This window comes from Nitrospirota bacterium, from assembly GCA_023229435.1.
In the GTDB taxonomy this organism is placed as follows: Bacteria; Nitrospirota; UBA9217; order UBA9217; family UBA9217; genus JALNZF01.
This window is the reverse complement of record JALNZF010000001.1, coordinates 56,304-76,322: the sequence shown is the minus strand read 5'-3', so window position 1 is coordinate 76,322 and position 20,019 is coordinate 56,304. Positions and strand designations below refer to the sequence as shown.

At 50.8% G+C, this 20,019-nt stretch carries 11 protein-coding genes; 3 read left to right on the top strand and 8 right to left on the bottom strand.

Annotated elements, in window-relative coordinates:
* Positions 1-414 precede the first annotated feature (414 nt).
* From M0R70_00345 to M0R70_00330, 4 genes are all read right to left on the bottom strand, one after another.
* The gene (locus tag M0R70_00345) at positions 415-2,619 is read right to left on the bottom strand and encodes a glycoside hydrolase family 57 protein (GenBank protein ID MCK9417810.1); all 2,205 of its coding nucleotides are present in this window, start codon (positions 2,617-2,619) and stop codon (positions 415-417) included.
* Positions 2,620-2,755: 136 nt separating this feature from the next.
* Positions 2,756-3,082 (bottom strand): septum formation initiator family protein, encoded by a 327-nt coding sequence (locus M0R70_00340; protein ID MCK9417809.1) that lies wholly within the window; start codon positions 3,080-3,082, stop codon positions 2,756-2,758.
* Positions 3,083-3,878: 796 nt separating this feature from the next.
* Complete coding sequence (locus M0R70_00335; GenBank protein ID MCK9417808.1) at positions 3,879-4,364, bottom strand: HEPN domain-containing protein; 486 nt, start codon at positions 4,362-4,364, stop codon at positions 3,879-3,881.
* The gene (locus M0R70_00330; GenBank protein MCK9417807.1) at positions 4,354-4,920 is read right to left on the bottom strand and encodes a hypothetical protein; all 567 of its coding nucleotides are present in this window, start codon (positions 4,918-4,920) and stop codon (positions 4,354-4,356) included. The genes M0R70_00335 and M0R70_00330 overlap by 11 nt, the downstream gene beginning before the upstream one ends.
* A 534-nt stretch (positions 4,921-5,454) precedes the next feature.
* Between M0R70_00330 and M0R70_00325 the strand changes: the two genes are divergently transcribed.
* Both M0R70_00325 and M0R70_00320 read left to right on the top strand, forming a co-directional pair.
* Positions 5,455-6,711: a DEAD/DEAH box helicase gene (locus tag M0R70_00325; protein MCK9417806.1), complete on the top strand. Its 1,257-nt coding sequence runs from the start codon at positions 5,455-5,457 to the stop codon at positions 6,709-6,711.
* Between the two features lie 35 nt (positions 6,712-6,746).
* Positions 6,747-8,093 carry a putative lipase gene (locus M0R70_00320; protein MCK9417805.1) on the top strand — a complete coding sequence of 449 codons (1,347 nt, stop codon included), beginning with the start codon at positions 6,747-6,749 and terminating at the stop codon, positions 8,091-8,093.
* Positions 8,094-8,184: 91 nt separating this feature from the next.
* On the opposite strand, the gene M0R70_00315 is transcribed toward M0R70_00320, so the two are convergent.
* On the bottom strand, positions 8,185-8,637 hold the full coding sequence (locus tag M0R70_00315; protein ID MCK9417804.1) for a CBS domain-containing protein: 453 nt from the start codon (positions 8,635-8,637) through the stop codon (positions 8,185-8,187).
* A 629-nt stretch (positions 8,638-9,266) separates the two neighbouring features.
* Between M0R70_00315 and M0R70_00310 the strand changes: the two genes are divergently transcribed.
* On the top strand, positions 9,267-9,581 hold the full coding sequence (locus M0R70_00310) for a hypothetical protein (GenBank protein MCK9417803.1): 315 nt from the start codon (positions 9,267-9,269) through the stop codon (positions 9,579-9,581).
* Positions 9,582-9,735: 154 nt separating this feature from the next.
* Here M0R70_00310 and M0R70_00305 read toward each other — a convergent pair whose 3' ends face one another.
* From M0R70_00305 to M0R70_00295, 3 genes are all read right to left on the bottom strand, one after another.
* Complete coding sequence (locus tag M0R70_00305; protein MCK9417802.1) at positions 9,736-11,994, bottom strand: hypothetical protein; 2,259 nt, start codon at positions 11,992-11,994, stop codon at positions 9,736-9,738.
* Positions 11,984-12,646, bottom strand: coding sequence for a hypothetical protein (locus M0R70_00300; protein MCK9417801.1), 663 nt, complete (start codon positions 12,644-12,646; stop codon positions 11,984-11,986). Before M0R70_00300 ends, M0R70_00305 begins: the two co-directional genes overlap by 11 nt.
* A gap of 106 nt (positions 12,647-12,752) precedes the next feature.
* Positions 12,753-19,784, bottom strand: a complete 7,032-nt coding sequence (locus M0R70_00295) for a hypothetical protein (GenBank protein MCK9417800.1) — start codon at positions 19,782-19,784, stop codon at positions 12,753-12,755.
* Positions 19,785-20,019: the final 235 nt, after the last annotated feature.

The following is a 20,019-nucleotide window of genomic DNA, read 5'->3' as shown; positions in this document are numbered from 1 at the left end:
GGTATGTGGAGGAAGTCAATTGTTAATACGATTTGCAATGAACAGGGATCGTTCCTGTGACGGGTCATAACACAAAAATGAGAATTTCGTATCTGCTCAGTTCGATCAACGACGCTGGAATAACGTCTCAACCAAGAGCTTGGTCAGGCTTCGCCTCAGACAGATATGCAAACCAAAATCAAAAGCGCCTCACGCAAAGAAAATCTTTAGACCTTGATTTTAAACCCAATTGATTAGCCCTTCTTTGCGGGCTTTGCGTCTTTGCAAAAAAATCGGTTTTTTGACTCAAAAACTTGACTCAAGATTCAAGATGATGGTCGTAAGGTACTTTAACCACGCCTTGTCCTGTTTGATAAGACCCCAAATGTGGAGAATGGTTGAATTGAGATGAGGTCAATAAAATGAATCTGACAACTACACCTGCCACATCGTGGCCTCGAAATCATCGGTCGGGACCTTGAACTGGATATATCCGCGGGAGGGCCACTTTTCCACCTCCGAACCCGCGCGCTCGATAGTGACAAATAAATGTATCTCATCGCCCGGCTTTACGCCGAGCTGGTCGAAGGGCACGGCAAGCTCGATGATATCGTTCGCGGCAACCGTGTGGATCTCGGCGAACGGGCGCCGGGTGCCGTTCTCGCCGCGAGAGAGCGTTGCGCTTACCCGTCGCTCCTTCGGAACGATCCGCACTTCCACGTCAATACCTTTGGGCTCCAGAAAATTGATGAAGAACGTCAGCTCGGCGACCTTCTCTTCCCTGAGGTTTCCGCTCGGGTCGAGGCGTATGAACATGTTTTTGAGATCGAAACCGTAGTAGATGTGCGTAATGATGGAGGCGCCGCGGTGCATGGCCCCCCCGCCCTGGCTCACATCGTAGAAACCCGCGGGCAGCCATTCAAAGTAATTCGTGACCTGGCCGTCGATGGTCGGCTTGATGAATTCCGTAAGCTCCACCGTAGGCAGCGCCTGCCTGTCCTCGCGCAGGATGGATATCTGAAGTTCGTCGGGAACATCAAGGCCGATAATGCGATAGACGTTCATTAAATGGGTCCTATAGAGAAGGTCAAACTCCTTATCGTTCTCGGAAAAGTGGTCGTCGCCGTACCACCAGCACCAGTCGCTCCCTTCGGCGATGTAGATCTCCTCCCATGCCTTCGCGATCTTGTCCGGATCACCGTCCCGGGACACGTACTCGGTCAGCGCCTGGCGCGTCTGCGAGAGAAGGTCCCAGGCCCGGTTGTCCTCCTCGTGCCCGATCCAGATCCGATAATTCGCATTGATCCACGAGCCTGCGTGGAGATGTTCAATGTTCGTCTGCGCGGGATGCATCCTGAGGAATTCTCCGACGGTTACGCAGCGGAGTCCCTGCTCGCGACTGAGCCGCTCATAGAGCGTGAGAAAGAAGTCCCTGCCGTCATTCTGGTAATATTCCCATGCGTTCTCGCCATCCAGAATAATCGAGACCAGGTGCGGCCCGTCCGAAAGTCCGCGCCGTACCCGATGCAGCCGATCGATCAGATCATTCACCGCGTTCTTGGTGTCCCATTTTGAATACACAAACCCGACAAGGTCGGAGAGGGTGTGGTCCCGGAACACAATGGAGATGCGTTTATCTCCTTTGCCCACCCGGTAGGGTTTGTAAAGCACCTCGGGATTCTTCATGACTCCGGCGAAATCACGATCGATATGGATGCCGAGCGAACGGGCAAGCACTCCCTCGTCCGAGCCGATCCATTGGATCCCGGCGGCGGCGAGCAGCGGCACGATTTCCTCGGCCACCGAGCCCTCGGCAGGCCACATTCCGGCGGCCCGCGAACCGAAGAGCTTTTCGTGATACGCCATCGCCCGGTCGATCTGAACTTTGGCATCCTCAGGGTGGGAAAAACGGTTGGCCGGGAGATGAATATCAGGAATCGCGGCCTTCGCGAGATCAGTGTCGTAGAGAAGAGGAAGGATCGGGTGATAAAAGGGAGTGGTCGTGAGTTCGATCCTGCCGAGCTCAGCAAGCCGCTTGTACTCAGGGATGATGAGCGCCATGATCTCGCGCTGCTTCTGGATGAGAAGCTCCTTCTCGTTCTCGGTGAATCCCGAGCCCTTCTTCACCAACCCCTTGAGGAATGGGTCGTTGTTCTTAAAAAGCGGGTCGAACCAGGTGAGATTGAACCAGACCTGGAGGTCAAGATAATCCCGGGTGGTGTAATAGCGAATGGCGTTCAAAAGTTCGTTCGGTGAAACACTATAGCCCCTGCGGTCGAGCAGCTGCCAGTAGGCAGGATAAGGCTTGATCATGGTGTCCCAGTTCGCCATGAAAAAATTCCTGAGCAGGAACAGCTTGTCGTCTTGATCAAGTTCCGAGGCCCGCTTTTGCGTCAGGGTAAGAGCCTTGTCCGTGGCATTGTTCTCCACGTAGTCCTGAATCTGCTTGAGCAGTGAAGGAACAAGATTGAACGTCTGGTGAATTTCGGGGAAATCGGAGAGGAGTGCCGGCATGTCATAGTAGTCCTTGATGCCGTGCAATCGCACCCAGGGCAGGATATAGGAACCCGTGGCGTCGTCCTTATAGTAAGGCTGGTGCATATGCCAGACAAAGGCTATATAGAGAGGATGATCAGACATGGGCAAGGAAAGCACCAAATAGCACACACCAAATCACAAATAATCACCAAGTACCAATAACCAAACAGTTTGAAATTTTAAGTTTGTCATTTGGAATTTATTTGAGATTTGAATTTTGAAATTTGGAATTTCAATGTTATGGTTCCCCATAATAGTACACTATCTCTCCCGGACGCGCAAGCCCCAGTTTGTCACGGGCCACCCTTTCGAGATATGCGGAATCGCTTTTGAGAGAAACAACTTCCTTCCTGAGTCTGCCGTTGTCCTGCTTGAGTTTGGCGATGTCTTCCGTAAGCGCGGTGCATTGCGCCTTCATCCGATAGTATTTTACCACTCCCATCTCACCCATGAAGCGGGTGATCAGAAAGTAGAGCACGAGGAGAACGCCTGCCGCGATGAGGGGGGCTTTCCATCGGGCTCTCCGGGAACTCCGGTCAGCCTTTACATAGTTGCGTTTACGCATGGATACTGTCATCTCCAGTCAAGGCGCCCGTTCTGAACCGAAGAACGAAATGAGTTTCGTATCTACTCGGGTCAAAATCTGTTATCCGCGAATGGCCTAAAAAATGAACCGGCCACTGAGAGAAGCACGCAAGGATCGCAGAGAGCATTAAAATGAAATACATGGGAGCCTCCTGCAAAAGTCTCGTTCATGGTTCGACAGGCTCACCACGAACGGAAATATCCCTAGAAATTCAGTGCACCGCCGTTCGCCCTGAGCTTGTCGAAGGGTCATACATGGACTTTTGCAAGAAGCTCATGGTTTCAGGTTTATTCTTTAAGTTCTTGGAGCCTGCCCTCGAAATGTGCTATCGGGGGTCTTTTGCGGCCACTCTGAGTAGTTACTGAGTTTCTTTATATTCTTATAAAAAAACAAAACCACGAAGATCTTCTTCGTGGCAAAGTTTCAATCATTGATCATGAATATTTATCACCTTATTTCTTTTTGGTGGTCTTTTTCGCCTTCTTTGCCGGGGCCTTCTTCTTCGTTGGCATGGATTTTTCACCCCCTTTCATCCTTCATGGAAGCAATTTATTTAAGAAAATGCATGAAGCCGTATCTGTCGGCAACACGGTCGCTTTTAGAAAAATACGCCGGGGGCATTCATGCCCCCGGCAGTCCCACTCCAGGGACTTCGAAAAAGCTACTTCTTCTTGGTTGCTTTCTTCTTGGTTGCTTTCTTCTTCGCTGCTTTCTTCTTGGCTGCCATTATTTGCCCACCCCCTTTCGGCATACCGCGTATTTGATCCAAGCGGCCTTATCTTGAAACAAGCTGAGGTACATCATTCAGCAGGGACATCTGAGAATATTTCTCACGGATCCTTCCGTTCACGAGAGCGATAAACTCTTCCGCGTCCTTGATCGCCTGCTCCGCCTCGTATCGTGATATGATCCTGCCGGCATCCTCTACAAAGCTCTGGTACTTCCTTCTCATCCGGTCGAATTTATTGATAAGGCTCTTGTACTGCTCGCCAAGGATGACACCCGCCGCCGTCACCACGGTCTTTTGAGCATCCCTGCCCCGGACCCCCTTGGTCCTGAATCCCTCGGACAGGATAAGCGCCTTTCCTGAACGGGCCATGGCCTGGTAAGCAGCTGCAAAGGCCCACTCTTCATCCTTATCATATAAGACCTTGCTCGTTGCCAGGTCGCGTTCCGCCCTGGTCACCAGCGCGATGACCTCGGCAATATCAGCGGTCCGCTCCTCGACGATTCCCATTTCCTTCAGTTCTTTATAGTTCATCTTCCTTGCCTATCAGGAAAATCTTTTTGCCCTTCAACAACTCCCGGATAAAGGGATCCCTTAACTCCTTGCGCTTCTTATACTCCTGCTCATCAAAGACAAGGTAATCAATATCCCGTTTCAACTTCTCCTCAAGTCCCATGACCATGTCATTCAGTTCCGTAATATTCGCCTGGCCGATAACCATGAGGTTAATGTTGCTGTCCTCTTTTTCGGCCCCCTTTGCATAGGACCCGTAGATAAATGCCGTTTTGACCCCTTTCAGGCGGGAGAGCGAGGTTTTCATGGCGCCCTGCGCTCCCGTGGTCTTAAAGATCAGCCCTTTCATCTCCGAGAAGATGGGAGAGTTTTTATTAGCGAAATAGTACTTCTGAACGCCTCGTTTCTCTATTGCCAGGAGCCCCATTTTTACCAGTTTGTCGAGCTCCCGTTTAATCCCTGCCGCATCTTTTCCGATGTGGCGCGCTATCTCTCTCAAATAGAAGCGATCATCAGGATTATTAAAGAACAGGCCTAAAAGCTCCGCTCTGGTCGAAGAGAAGAGTTTTGTCAGCACGTTTTATTCACCTCGTGGACAAAATATACTACAAGAGTGTATGTTTTGTCAACAAGAAAATAAAAGAAATTATGTTTCCGTATGTTAGACAATTTATCAACAGCTGAATCCACAGATTTATAAACATTACCTTTATTTTTGGTAATATTGCCTATTTTACTATTTTTAATTGTTCTCTTTTTTTTCATGCTCTTCCTTTTAAAATTACTCCGAACAGGCGTATAAATATATTGTATTGTCTTCCCTCATCGTTACTTGAAGTAAATAACCGCGTAAACAAGCGTTCTTCTTCTTCATGGCCTGCGGATGTACGTTGCGCCGTCTTTCGCAATTATACAGGAGCAATAAAATCCTTAATCATCCGGCGATCTTTTTTTCGAAGACACCATGCCGTAAATTAGTCCATCCTGAGAAGCAGTGACAATCTCTTCATAAGGTCTCTTCCATAATTTTCCCTTCTCTCGCATCGCGACTTATGGTATACTACTCAAAATAATTTGTTGACAATATGTCCTCGACCGAGATCGGAGATGCATGAACTTCAGCGAACTGGACGTACCCTATGAAGTCAGACAAGGGATAGAACACATCGGTTTTACCATATGCACACCGGTGCAGGAAGCGGTGATCCCTCGGGCGTTGCGAGGAGAAGATGTTGCTGCTCAGGCTCAAACCGGCACCGGCAAGACCGCGGCCTTTCTCATCTCTCTTTTTTCCCGGATGATCAGAAATCCCGCAGTGGACCTCGGGGACTCTCCCCAAGCTCTGATCATCGCACCCACACGCGAGCTCGCCGACCAGATATACCATGAAGCCGCCCGGCTCGGGAAATTCACCGGCTTCCGACTCCTCGCCGTGTTCGGCGGCATCGATTACCAGAAGCAGATGGACACGCTCAAAAGCGGCGTCGACGTGCTTGTCGGGACGCCGGGCAGGCTCATCGACTACTATAAGCAGCATGTGTACAGCCTCAAGAAGACCCGCTATTTGGTCATCGACGAGGCGGACCGCATGTTCGACATGGGGTTCATCGACGATCTGCGGTTTATCATTAAGAAGATGCAGCCCTACACGAAGCGCCAGTCCATGCTCTTCTCCGCCACGCTCTCCTACCGCGTAATGGAGCTCGCCTACGAGCACATGAACCTTCCTGAAAAGATCTCGATTACGCCCGAGAAGGTCACGGTCGAGCAGGTGGAGCAGGTCCTTTACCATGTAGGAAAGCATGAGAAGATACCCCTCCTGCTCGGCATTCTCAAGAAGGAACAGCCGGACCGCGCGATCATCTTTGTGAATACCCGGCGCGCGGCAGAAATGGTTGTCGAGCGTCTGAACCGCAACAACTGGAAGGCGCAGGCGATCACCGGCGAGATCGAGCAGAAAAAACGTCTCCGGATACTGGCGGAGTTCAAGGAAGGAAAGCTGCCCATCCTCGTGGCCACCGATGTGGCAAGCCGGGGCATCCATGTCGAAAGCGTGACCCACGTGATCAACTACGACCTCCCCCAGGACGCCGAAGATTACGTGCATCGTATCGGCCGCACGGGCCGGGCCGGTTTGAACGGCAGGGCGGTCAGCCTCGCGGACGAAGAATATGTATATTCACTCGAAGAGATCGAAAAGTTCATCGGACAGAAGATCCCTGTGGATTGGGCCGAAGACAGCATGTATATCCGGGAAATCAGAAGAACCGCGGAAGAAAAACTCACGGCGGACAAGGCACGTCAGTCCCGTCAGGCGGCCCCCCGCCCCTCCGGTCAGCGCCGTTTCCAGTCGAGAGGCAAACGGTAGCAATCCACCCCTTGCTCGGGAGGTCGTTGCTCTTTATGTCTCATCATGGTCTCAGCCCCCTGCTCAACCGGATTATCATCATCCTCGCAACCTGTATCCTGACCATTTCCGGCTGCAGCTACGGCAACTATTATATGCGCAAGGCGCACTGGCGCCAAACCTTCGAGTACCTGCCGAGCGTGTCGGCGCTGAATCAGCTTGCGCCCGAGGATTCTCTGGTCCTCATCGGGCAGATCATCAGACTGCAGAAACGGCAGGAACCGTTGCTGCTCGTGGCGGTGAGCAACAAGTACCGGACGAACGAAAAAGTCGCTCTGGTGCAGATACAGAAGTCATCAGCGGATTACTATATGGCCTTCCTCCCCAAGGGAGACTATGAGCTTTTTGTTTTTGCGGACATGGACAGGAACGGAGACTTCGAATCGAATGAAATGATCGGCAAAACAAAGGTGACCGTAGGTCCCGAAAATTCCAAAGGCGGGGTTGTCGTGGAGGGTCCGTCGATCACGGTGGATTTCGATCATCCGGGAAATGTTGACTTTCGCCTCAGCGAAACTGTCCGGCCGACCGGCTACGTCTATAAATCCCTCGACGACGAGTTCTTCGATCCGAAATACGGCACCATGGGCCTCTATAATCCATCCGACCTGATAGCCCATAATCAGGGGTTCTTCTTTGGTCTCGAGGATTTCAATGAAGAGAAGACCATGGTCCTGTTCGTCCATGGCATCTCGGGGACCCCGCGGGACTGGAAGTACATTACTGACGGGCTGGACCGCAGCCGCTTTCAGCCATTCTTCTTTTATTATCCCTCAGGCCTGCCGCTGGACAAGATCGGGACCCTGCTGGCGCAATTGATCGAAACGATCGACAAGACGTCTAAGAACGGCGGCCCCAGGATCGTGCTGACGGCCCACAGCATGGGCGGTCTGGTGTCGATGTCGGCGATCAACAAGCTTTCAGAACAGGCATTCCCCGCCTCCCTCAAGCTGTACTGTTCGTTCTCCACTCCCTATGGCGGTGATGAGACTGCCAAGAAGTGGATAGACAACGCACCGGTCGTGGTGCCCTCATGGCGCGACATCGGGGCGCCGAGCGCGTTTCTCAATGATCTCACCAGCAGGCCGTTCCCGAAAAAACTGCCCTTCTATCTCTACTTTTCCTTCAACGATGATTCAAATTTCAAGAATGGAGAAAGCAGCGACGGTTTAGTATCCCTCCGTTCCCAGCTGCTCCCCTCTGTGCAGACAAGCGCCACCAGGGTCATCGGGGTAGACGAGACGCACGTCGGCATCCTGAACAGCAAAACAACGCGCGACTCGTTCCTTCGCCTCCTCGACACCGTCTCGCCGCCGGGGAGCGCGGGCGCGAATATGCCGTAAGATGAGCAGAGGTCGATCTTGTATCGCTACTGATCAGGAAGGCTGTCTGATGTGAAGGGTTCCGGGAACAGAGTGAATACTTTGAGATCTTCTAAGATATGTATTCAGTGCCGGAAATATAGTTCTCGAGCTTTTCAATCGTCGACTCCTGATCCGAGATGATCGTGTCGACCACATCGCGGCTGCTCAGGACTCCCAGGAGAAGTTCATTGTCCATGACCGGCAGATGGCGAATATGCTTCTGCGCCATCAACACCATGCAGTCCCGCAACGTCATTGCCGGCTTGATGCTGATCGGCGAACTGGTCATGATCTCCCGCACGGTAGTGCTTTTCGAAGCCTTTCCCTTCAGGATCACCTTGCGGGCGTAATCCCGCTCCGAAAATACACCAACAAGCTTTTCGTTCTCCATTACCATCAGGGCGCCTATGTTCTTGTCCGCCATGAGTTCCAGTGCGCTGTATGCCGTGGCATCGGGAGAGATCGAGTGAAAACCGTACCCCTTTGCCCTCAACACCTGTCCGACCGTGATAGAAGTATACATATACTTTTCCTCCTTCCGCGATTGTGGATCTGATAAAAATCCGGTGACACCAGAAGGCTTATCATCAGCTCGAAAGATCCGTTGATTAATGCGCCTTTCTCATAATGGGTCAGCCTTGCAGGCACTGCATTTCAATATTGAATAATGTATAGCACCCGGTTTCACCGCTGTCAAATGCTATTTCCGTTTAGCACGTCGTCAAAAGTTATTTTTTGTCACCTTTGGTAACTTTGATTGGGGATAATAACAGCGGAGTGCTCAACCTTCTTGGGGTGTGTAAGAACCATGCGACATGATATGGTAATCTGCTCCACCCAAACCTATCACGGACAAGACAGAACCAACAAACAAAAACTTAAAGGCGTCTCTCGCAAAGCCGCAGTCGAAGTATTTTTCAGTCTCAGTCGAATGGCCTTCTGGTCCCTGCTTCTCGCGCAGAGCTTTTCATCCTTTCTATTATTTGCATGTATGCTAAAACTATTCCATGATTTGCAGCTATGCAATGTTTAATTCAGCCGCTTTGTTATTAAAATCAATGTGTTATAACTTGGCACATTAGATGCAATCTATTAATCAGAGGCAAGCGAATGAAGTTCAATAAAAAAATACAGAATAAGGAGGAAAATAAAATGAAAAGAATCGAGACATCACAAAAGGGGTTGTATGTAGGTACCGGTGTAGGGCTTATCCTGTTCGTTCTCGTCGGTCTGCTCTCCGGCTCACTCGTCGGCGGCCTGGTAGGACTGAAGGTGGCGGGCTTCATTTTCGGCTCACCGCTGGAAGGTGCTTTGCTTGCCAGAGTGGTCGTGGCCATCTCAATGATGAGCGGCGTGTTCGTCTCCGCGCTGGTCTTCATCGGCGGGATGGGATTCCTCGGATGGACCGCAGGGTTCCTCTTTGATGCAAAGACCGGCGTTGAAGCGCCGCATGCCCATAAGGCATAAGAACACTGATCTCCATGAGGTAGAAAAGCAATGAGGGCTGGTTCCTTGACCAGCCCTCATTCATTAGGGGGACTATAGGAATCTATAGGGTCACCCATAGGTTCATAGGTTCCCCCCATAGGTTCCCCGGACTGAGCATCCATGCCTTTAAGCTTTAATTGAAATCCGACGTGAATGGTATCGGCGTCATGTTGGCGGGGACAGCGTCCTCGTCGGAATAAGGACAGTATATGCCTCCAGTACCCGGTTTACATCCGACTATCCCCATATAATGGTGCTGGCGAATCGGCACGAGCGTTTGACCATCAGGTCCGTATCCTTGACGGAATGTATCCACCGGCGTCGGCGTACCATAAACACCACTCTGGTCCACTTGGTTCACCACTCCCGTGAACGCAAGGGTCACGCTGTCCGAACGAACCGGGTCCTGCCACTCCAGTTTCACATAGTTATTGGCGCTCTGGTTTACGAGCACGATCGGCCGGATATGCGCGCCTGCGGGGATGTCAACGGTCACCGCGGGAATCATTGCCAGATTGTTCCAGAAAGAAAGAGTGAACATGCTGGCAACAGGCTGTAAGTACAGCTCGTCGGACAATGAATTGTCGTTAGTTTCATCCAGCCAGTTTAATAACGTGGTGTTCGTCTGAGCCATAGTTTGAAGCGTTTCAAATGTGTAAAGCTCGTAGTCCGAGCCGGGATACTGAAGGGAGAACATATCCGACAGGTTCCAGAACGTCAGGTGCGTGGGTTCCGTGATGTCTTTCATGCCCACGGCTATGGCGTTGTCGGCTTCGTTGCCGATCGTGCCTTTGAACACGACTTGGAGCGTGAGGTCGGTGATGCCCGCGGGGATGGGAGCGGGAGCGAAATCAAAGGTAATATCCGCATAGTCAGCGGCGCTGATACTGCTCACGGGCTCTGGCTGAGAAACGGAATAGGAGTATGGTACCGCTGACATTGCCATGCCGTCCGGTGGGTAGTTTGAGAGATCAGGGGCGTAGTTGGGAATGATTTTGTATCGTGCTACCGCTGTGAGATTGCCCGCCCCTATTGTTTCGTTCGGGGTGATATTCAGTATCTCTGCTTTGATTTTGGTGAACTGCTGGTGATGATTGCCGTTGGTGTCGGTATAGGGCGTCTGGCTGCCGTCGGAGATGGAGTAGACGCCGGTTTCGGGCCAGGATACATCGAGAGTGCCGCGGAAGAAGTAGTTCAGCAGTCCAGCGGAGTAGCCGACTGCGCGGGGAATTAAGTTTTGTGCATATTCTCTATAGCACAAATCATCTAAATATACAGGGGCATTAGCTACTTCAAACGGAGAATACGTTTGTAGAAAATTCCGCAATCTGCTTGCAACAGCTAAATGATTTATGACATCGCCACTGCCCATTTTTCTAAGATAGGTTATTTTGTTGCTATCGGGCCATGCGATCGTATCGCTCATTCGAGGATAAGGAAACCTTTGTATATCAACTCCGAATCCGAGTTCGCCCACTAAAGGCAGACTGCCAAGGGGGCGCATACCTAAGAAATTAGCATTGGTATATTCTGCCAAGCCTATAGGTTGCGGAGAATAATTTACAGTCTCTGTTATGCTGGGATTGTCACCGTTGTAGTGGTCAGTATCTATGATTTTTGAAATCGGGACAGGAGCAGGGTCCGGCGAAGATAGGTTGAGAATCGATTGATCAAAAGTTATAGGATTTGCAAGTAAAGTTGTCCAAACTGGACTTGTCATCAAAGCGTCCTGAACAAATCCCTCGTAACCAGACAATAAATTATGCGCGTCGTTTCTTACATGCTCAGGCACCGATGAATCTTGTACAAGATGCATTTGTTGACCGACAGCGCGGAAGGTACTAGCAAAGAATATGTTTTTCTCGGATTGAGTCGATGCTGTTACCGCCCCATTCAGGTCATAACCCGTCAAAGCTATGTAAAAATATTGCCTTGCATCCTGCCAGGACCAGTTACCACCTAATGTTTGGTTGGCATTCTGTGCCCATAGAATGGAGGACTGGCCAGAATAGACATCACTCAAACCCGCCTCAGCCCAATTTACTTTCAGCGGATTGTGAAAGTGATTGACCGAGCGTGTTTCGTTCCAAGGAAGAAAGTCGGACCACGCTCCAGGCCTATCCTCCTGCTCCCCACCGTAGCCAAGCCAGTCCGAAACAGTTTTGGTATCACCACGGCCATTAGCATTAATTCCATGTATAGGTTCTTCATACCCTCGCGCAAATCCTAAGTTCAAACGCAAATAATTTTCTAATGAAAAATCGCTTATAGCCGCTTGTGCTATATGCTGGTTAATTGCTCTATGCGTATTTTCCTGAAGTGAATAACTATTAGAATTCACAACTAGAATGCATAAGAGCGATATAAAAAATATTAACCATTTATTTTTCATAGTTAAACTCCCTAAGTAATTCTTTATACATTGATTTCTCTTGTAGCCCAGGATATAGATATGCGTCCTCTTCACTTAGAAGTTTAATTAGATTAATTAACTTCTTTTTCATGTTTTTATCATCTGGTAGTGATATGCTGCTATTTTTTTTCCTTTCCTCTCTATTTGTCAGCTTCGGCAGCTCAATTGTTTCACCTTCTCCAAGTTTATAATGACCTTGAGGATCTAATTCATATTTAATTTTTTCTTTACATGATTCAACGAACAAACCTTTAGGCCACGAGCAATATCCCGGTTTAAAGATAATAAATTGAGGTGGTTTGGTAATATACATGCGTGTAAGGAAGCTTACTATTGAAAGAAAATTGCCAAGCTTCCTTCCCTTTGGGCCGTCTATGCTCCATTTGCCGTCCTTGTCGGTAAGGGTCTCTTTCACATCCTTAAGCCGTGTACCGCCTCCACTCGGCGGTGTCGGCCGTTCTTCATGCCACGATAATACGACAACCGCACCTTCGATGGGCTCCCTTGAATCGGCATCAATTAATTGACCCTTGAATGTTGCACTGCAGGCTGGCGTACTCATAATAATTATTGATAGCAAAACACCAACGACAGAAACTATGACAAGAATTCCTGTTTTTGTTTTTACCATATCTTTATTCAGTTTCACTTTTTATTCCCTCCATATCATCGAGACTGTCACTGTCAATACAGCCATTAATATAGCAGACTTTGGTTGTCCATTAATCACAACCCGCTTAATAGAAATTTAATCGCCAAATACCGTTATTATCTTTAGTGAATACGACATAATATGCAGCTTCTGATCCATTCTCTATTATGCGCATTTCACATTCCGCAATGTTATCGCCCACCTTCAATACTGTGATATCGGTCATCCCTTGAGATACTTCCGGAAGATGGTCCAGCAATATCTGGTAATGGTATCCATAAATATTTTTTGCACTGTCTGCAAAACTATTTAATGCCGTCGGTATATCCTGATTTGCCAGAGCGCTCTTTATGTTATTCCATATTGCCCTGAGCGTACTGTTCATTACTCCGGCGTCCACCACATTCACAATCGCCGTCTCCGTGTAATGGCTCCCCGCCGTGTCGGTGACGGTGACGTTTGCGAGATACAATCCGACATGCTCATAACTCGCTGTTACATTGGAGTGGCTGTAGCACGTAAGCTGGCTTGTGCCTGAGCCGTTGAAATCCCACGCATATCTTTTAACGGGATTTGAAATCGACGTGGTCGTATTCAGCGCCACATTGAGCAAGGTCCGGCCGTTCTGTTTTAATGTCGGAATTCCCGCAGTCGGCGCCGCGTAGATATTGACATTGTTCGATTGTATCACACCAGTCACGGTAATACTCGTCTGATGTTGTGCGTTGTTCTGGTCCGTGGCGATGACCTTTATTATATTGCTGTCTGGTGCAAGCGGCACTTGCGCTGCAAAGTATTTACCGTTTACTACCACGGGGTAGGTGCCGGTCCCTGCTGAATTGATTACCTGAACAACGACGCCCATGACCGGAACGGTGTTGTCCATAGCGCCCTTGATGATGGTCTTCGATCCGGTTATGGTCTCTCCGTTATAGGGCGAGGCGATCAGGACAATGTTGTTTGATGACGGCACGCTGATCCCATTGGTAAAGGCGCTTGGGCCGACGAGAACTGTCCCAGTGCCCATACAATAAATGTTCGTGTCGTCATTGCCGGCTGATGCTGTGTCCACCGTAAACGTCACTTCGGCGAAATTGGCGTTGCCGACCGCGTCCGTTGCTTCCACGCGAACATTGTGGCTGCCGTTGGCGAGATTGTCGAGCGTACTGCCTGAGGCCATGTTGACAACTGATCCGTCCACCTTCACGACGACATCGCCGTCGCTTACCGTGTAGATAAACGGCAAGGTGTTGAGATTCGTAGTGCCTGCAACGGGCGAGGCTATGGTTACGGCCGGAGGAGTCGTGTCTATGGTTAAAGTCACTTGCGCCGAACCGATATTTCCGGCGGCGTCCACGGCTTCCACCCGCACCGTGTGCGCGCCGTCGCTGAGCGGACCGAGTGAACTGCCCGATACTTTGTTGACCGCTGCGCCGTCTACCTTTACGATGACGGTCCCGTCGCTCGCCGTATACGTCAGCATTTGTGTTTTAGTATTCGTAAAGCCGGCAACAGGTGAGGTCATAGTCACAGTCGGCGTAATGGTGTCCACTGTGAAGACCTCCTCTGCAAAACCCGTGCGCCCGTGCGTGTCCGTGGACTCGACCCGCAGCGTATGGCTGCCGTCTGTAAGGGTGTCAAGAGTGTTACCGGAAACCTTATTTGCCACAATACCATCCACCTTTACGACGACAGTCCCATCGCTAACAGTGTATACCAGGGCTGGAGTCTTGTTGTTTGTCGCCCCGGGGGCCGGTGAAGTTATCATCACCGTAGGCGCAACAGCGTCCACGGTGAAGGCCACTTCGGCGAAACCGATGTTGTTGGCCGCGTCCGTCGCTTCCACGCGCACGGTATGGGTGCCGTCGGCAAGCGTATCGAGCAGACTGCCGGAGATTTTGTTGACTATTGCACCGTCCACCTTCACGACCACCGTTCCCTCACTTGCCGCATATTCCAGAGGGAGTCGGTTAATATCAGTCACACCGACAATCGGCGATGCTATAGTTACGATCGGTGACGTGGTGTCAACGGTTATACTCACCTGCGCCGAGCCTGCGTTCCCAGCGGCGTCCGTCGCTTCCACGCGCACGGTATGGGTTCCGTCGGAAAGCGAGTCGAGCGCATCGCCGAAGACTTTGTAGACAATTGAGCCGTCCACCTTCACGACAACCGTGCCCTCGCTTGCCGTGTACATCAGCATTGGATTTCTGTTGTTCGTTGTTCCGGCAATCGGCGATGCTATAGTTACGATCGGTGGCGTGGTGTCAACGGTTATACTCACCTGCGCCGAGCCTGCGTTCCCGGCGGCGTCCGTCGCTTCCACCCGCACGGTATGGGTGCCATCGGAAAGCATATCGAGCAAACTGCCTGAGATCTTGTTGACTATTGAACCGTCTACCTTCACGACAACTGTCCCATCAGTCACGGTATATTGCAACAAAGGCATGCTGTTGTTTGTTGCCCCTGCAACCGGAGAGATAATCGTCACGACCGGCGAAGTGGTATCTAACGTAATCGACGCGCTGAAGGGAGCGGACCAGTTTCCGGCTGCGTCCTGAAACCTCACATATACCGTCTTAAGACCATCCCCTTCGCTTAATGTCCAGTTCTTGGTTGCGGCGTAATGCTCGGGAGTAGACCATGTTATTTCATCGGCACTGAACTGCATGTATGCCACTCCGCTTGTTGTGTCCCATGCGTTCAGCGTCAATGTCGCGGCCGTGCCGCTTGTGTAGCCGTCGCCATTGTTTATTACGATCACATCTCTATCGAATATATAATGCGGCATTGTTCGATCCTGGGTCGTACCATCACCTAATTGCCCATCTCCGTTATTCCCCCACGACCAAATCGTACCATCCGATTTCAGAGCAATACTATGGCAAAACGAGGCTGCGGCCGACGACCACAATGTTCCGGTAGCTATCGGGATCGGAACGTTTTTATCAGCAATGGTTCCGTCTCCCAACTGACCGCAGCCATTGAAACCCCACGCCCATAGGGATCCGTCTGACTTCAATGCCAGAACATGAAATCCCTGCCCGTTAGCGGAGATGGAAGACCATGTACTCTCTGTTCCTACTTGTACCGGAGCATATTTGTTATGATCACTGGTCCCGTCTCCGGTCCCGTCTCCCAATTCTCCGGACCAGTTCCCTCCCCAGGCCCACAGGGTGCCATTGGACTTGAGCGCATAGGAAGAATAGTATCCCGCTGCCGCGGAAATCCAGTCCTTATCGCTTCCAATCTGAAATGGAGCATGTTGATCGAGCGCGGTCCCGTCACCCAGTTGACCCCACTCGTTTGCTCCCCATGCCCACAACGTGCCGTCAGACTTCACTGCGACCGTATGGTATGCGCCGACTGCAACCGAAATTACGTTACCGGCTACCAGGACCGGGGCTAGTCTCTCAACAATGGTTCCGTCTCCCAACTCACCACTCCCATTCGCACCCCATGCCCATAAGGTGCCGTCTTGTTTCAACGCTGCACTGTGATAAGAGCTCGTGGCGATTGACTTCCAATTGTTGTCCGTGCCTATCTGAGCAGGCGCAGATTGGAAATTGTGTGTCCCATTCCCTAAATTCCCGTACCAATTCAAGCCCCATGCCCATAAGGTACCATCGGATTTCAACGCTAAGCTACAGTAATCGCTGGCGAAAACTGATGACCAAGTGGAATCCATTCCTATCTTTTCCGGGGTACTCGAAAAAACTGTTGTCATACCGTCTCCTAATTGACCGGTCCAGTTCGCCCCCCAAGCCCACAAACTTCCATCCGCAGCAATAGCAAGGGAATGGTCCCATCCAGCCGCGATTTCAATAAATTTTGGTGTGGTTCCAGCCAATGGCGGTGCAATATCGACCGTAAACGTCACTTCCGTAAAGGCGGCAATACCGAACTCATCCGTGGCTGTCACGCGCACGACATGTTGGCCATCAATCAACGGGCCAAGTTGGTCGCCGCTTCCCTTGTTCACGGCGGCCCCGTCTACCGTCACAATGACCGTACCCTTACTAACAGTGTAGCTTAACAACGGCGTGGCATTGTACGTGAGTCCCGAGGCCGGTGAAGTGACGGCCACGGTTGGCGGCCTCGCGTCGAGAATGATCGACGCACTGAAGACGGAAGACCAGTTTCCCGCTCCGTCCTGAAACATTACATATACCGTTTTTCTTCCGTCTCCCGCGGTCAGCGTCCAGTCCCTGGTCGTAGCATAAGGCTCGGGAGCAGACCAGGCCACACCATCATTACTAAACCGCATCAAGGCTATGCCACTTGTCATATCCGAGGCATTCAAATTCAGGGTAACGGAAACGCTATTCGTGGTATTGGCTCCACTGTTAATTGAGATGACATTGGATGTAACGGAAATATAATCAATCCTGTGCGGTGTATAGATATCCTGATATGTACCGTCACCGAGAAGACCTTGGTCGTTATACCCCCATGTCCATAAGGTTCCGTCTGGTTTTAGAGCAACGCTGTAGTATAATCCAGCCGAGATAGCTGACCAGGTATTATCGGTGTCTATCTGAATGGGTACATACTGATCGTAATAGGTCCCGTTCAGTAGCTGTCCGTTCCAGTTCGACCCCCATGCCCACAGTGTGCCGTCTGTTTTTAGCGCGAGAACATATTCTCCTTCACCTGAAGCAGCGATCGAAGCCCAATTATTATCGATGCCGATCTGGACCGGGGCGTGTTGATCGGTAAAGGTCCCGTCACCCAACAGTCCGTACCACCCCCCCTGATTGCCTCCCCACGCCCATAAGGTACCGTTTGATTTCAGTGCGAATGATCCGCTATCTCCTTCATCAACCGCGACCCAATCGGCATCAATTCCTATCTGAACCGGAGCATGTTTATCGTGAGTAGTCCCGTCACCCAACTGCCCATACCAATTCGCTCCCCACGCCCACAATGTACCGTCGGACTTGAGCGCCAAGCTATGCCAAAATCCTGCTGAAACGGCGGTCCAATTCGTATCGGAACCTATCTGGATTGGAAAGTGTCTGTCATCGGTGGTTCCATCCCCTACCTCCCCTTCCCAATTTACCCCCCAAGACCAGAGAGTTCCGTCTTGTTTCAGAGCTAATCCGTGATAACCCTTCATAGAAATCGATTTCCAATTGTTGTCAAGCCCTATCTGCACCGGAGCATGTTTATCGTCTGTGGTCCCGTCACCCAACTGCCCATACGAATTCGCTCCCCACGCCCATAAGGTCCCATCGGACTTGAGCGCCAAATTTGCATCATATCCTGCGGAAATAGCTGACCAAATTGTATCGGCGCCTATTTTTCTCGGAGAATTGCTCGGCTGCATTGTTCCATCGCCTAAATAACCGCTCCAATTTGTGCCCCAAGCCCACAAGCTTCCATCTGTTGCTATCGCGAGAGAATGATCATCACCCGCGGATATTTTGGATATTTTGGGCATTTCCCCCACTACTAATGGCGGTAAGGTGTCCACCGTAAAGCTTACCTCGGCAAAACCTAAGTTGTTTGCGGCATCAGTGGACGCAACCCGGACAGTATGCGCACCGTCAGTAAGGGAGTCGAGGTTACTGCCGGAAATCTTGGGAACGATAATACCGTCAACCTTTACGACCACGGCGCCGTCGCTCACGGTGTAGCTTAAGAGAGGCGTCTTATTATTTGTGAACCCGTCAGCCGGCGAATTGACACTCACTGCAGGAGGGGTGGTATCAAAAATGATCGTATTACTGGGAATTGCGTTAGACCAGTTGTCAGCATTGTCCTTGAAAATTGCAAAGACCGTCTTTATCCCATCGCCCGTAGTCAATGTCCAGTTTTTCGACGTTGCGTAGGGTTCAGGTGTCGACCATGTCGAGCCGTCATTGCTGAACTGCATCTCAGTCACGCTGCCGTCGCTGTCTGTTGCGCTGAGTGTCAGGGTCACATTCGTTGTATTCGTAAATGCTGCTCCGTTGTTGATCACGATTGAGCCAGTGGGTGGTGTTGATACGGGGCATCCTGACACAGGATCACACACACCAACCGGACAGAGCATGGGGGCCCCGGCCACACAGACCCCGCCCGAACAAGCGTCGTTTTCGGTGCAGACGTTGCCATCATCACAGGCTGTTCCATCGGCAACCGGCGCTCCCTTGCAAACTTTGTTCGCGCACACATCGCCCGTGGTGCAGACGTTGTTGTCGCTGCAGGGCAGGGTATTGGTGCCATGTACGCAGCAACCGGGAAGAACCGGGACGCTCGTATTAATTGTGCAGATATTCCCATCATCGCAGTTCGTGGTCGCCCCGGGCTTGCAGACGCCGTTCAAACACACATCGCCCACGGTGCAGGTATTGTTATCACTGCACGACAGCGTGTTGTTCGTAAAGACGCACCCGGTCGACGTGTTGCAGGTGTCGGTGGTGCAGACATTGTTGTCGTTGCAGGTCCTGGCCGTGCTGACGCACACCTGATTGACACATGAGTCGACGGTACAGGCATTGCCGTCAGTGCAGGGGGAACCATTCGGTTTTCCCGCGCATATACAATCTGGCACCGGGGAATACACACAACTGCCCGAGGCCGGATCACAGGAATTGGTGGTGCACGAGTTATAGTCTTCGCAGGTCTTGGACGTTCCCGCGCAGACGGCCTTTGCACACTTATCGTTTGACGTGCAGGCGTTGTTGTCGTTGCAGGACTTGGTATTGGGGACGTGGATGCAGCAAACTTCAATAACAGGAATCATCTTATCATCGGTGCAGATATTTCCGTCGTCGCAGTTCCTGACCACCCCGGACTTGCAGAGACCGTTCAAACAATAATCGCCGTCGGTGCAGCTGTTCTTATCACTGCACGGCAGCGTGTTGTTGATGGTGAACACGCATCCATTCAACGGGTCGCAAGCGTCGCTGGTGCAGGCGTTGCTGTCATTGCAGACAATGGCCGTGTGACCGCAAGCGCCTGTTCCCTCGTCGCAGGTGTCCGTCGTGCAAGCATCGTTGTCGTTGCACCGTATGGCGGCGTCGTCGCAGTTACCTGCAGCAGTAACCGTTGTTGATGCAAACGAGATAAGAATTACCGTAAAGAGAATCGCGAAAAGAACCTTGGCGATGTAATGATTGCTATTTCTCATTATAATGTTTGTTCTCATCTGACAATCATCCCCTGAATTAAATGACATAAATTGCCATTGATTGCTGAAAAAATACTAACGTTTTTAAAGATTGACCGCTTCGGACCAAAACGCTGACATAGCTGCCCCAAGTGTTGCTCTTGGTTATAGAACTGGCCAATACCTTTTAAAAAATAGCTGTTTTTTTGCACTTTCCCAAGAGGTGCAATATTAATACCTTATGGTAATGCCATAT

Coding starts and splice junctions, on each gene's coding strand:
- M0R70_00345 (MCK9417810.1), bottom strand. CDS start 2,619: ATGTCTGATCATCCTCTCTATATAGCCTTTGTCTGGCATATGCACCAG.
- M0R70_00305 (MCK9417802.1), bottom strand. CDS start 11,994: ATGAAAAATAAATGGTTAATATTTTTTATATCGCTCTTATGCATTCTA.
- M0R70_00310 (MCK9417803.1), top strand. CDS start 9,267: ATGAAAAGAATCGAGACATCACAAAAGGGGTTGTATGTAGGTACCGGT.
- M0R70_00320 (MCK9417805.1), top strand. CDS start 6,747: ATGTCTCATCATGGTCTCAGCCCCCTGCTCAACCGGATTATCATCATC.
- M0R70_00340 (MCK9417809.1), bottom strand. CDS start 3,082: ATGCGTAAACGCAACTATGTAAAGGCTGACCGGAGTTCCCGGAGAGCC.
- M0R70_00300 (MCK9417801.1), bottom strand. CDS start 12,646: ATGGTAAAAACAAAAACAGGAATTCTTGTCATAGTTTCTGTCGTTGGT.
- M0R70_00325 (MCK9417806.1), top strand. CDS start 5,455: ATGAACTTCAGCGAACTGGACGTACCCTATGAAGTCAGACAAGGGATA.
- M0R70_00295 (MCK9417800.1), bottom strand. CDS start 19,784: ATGAGAAATAGCAATCATTACATCGCCAAGGTTCTTTTCGCGATTCTC.
- M0R70_00315 (MCK9417804.1), bottom strand. CDS start 8,637: ATGTATACTTCTATCACGGTCGGACAGGTGTTGAGGGCAAAGGGGTAC.
- M0R70_00335 (MCK9417808.1), bottom strand. CDS start 4,364: ATGAACTATAAAGAACTGAAGGAAATGGGAATCGTCGAGGAGCGGACC.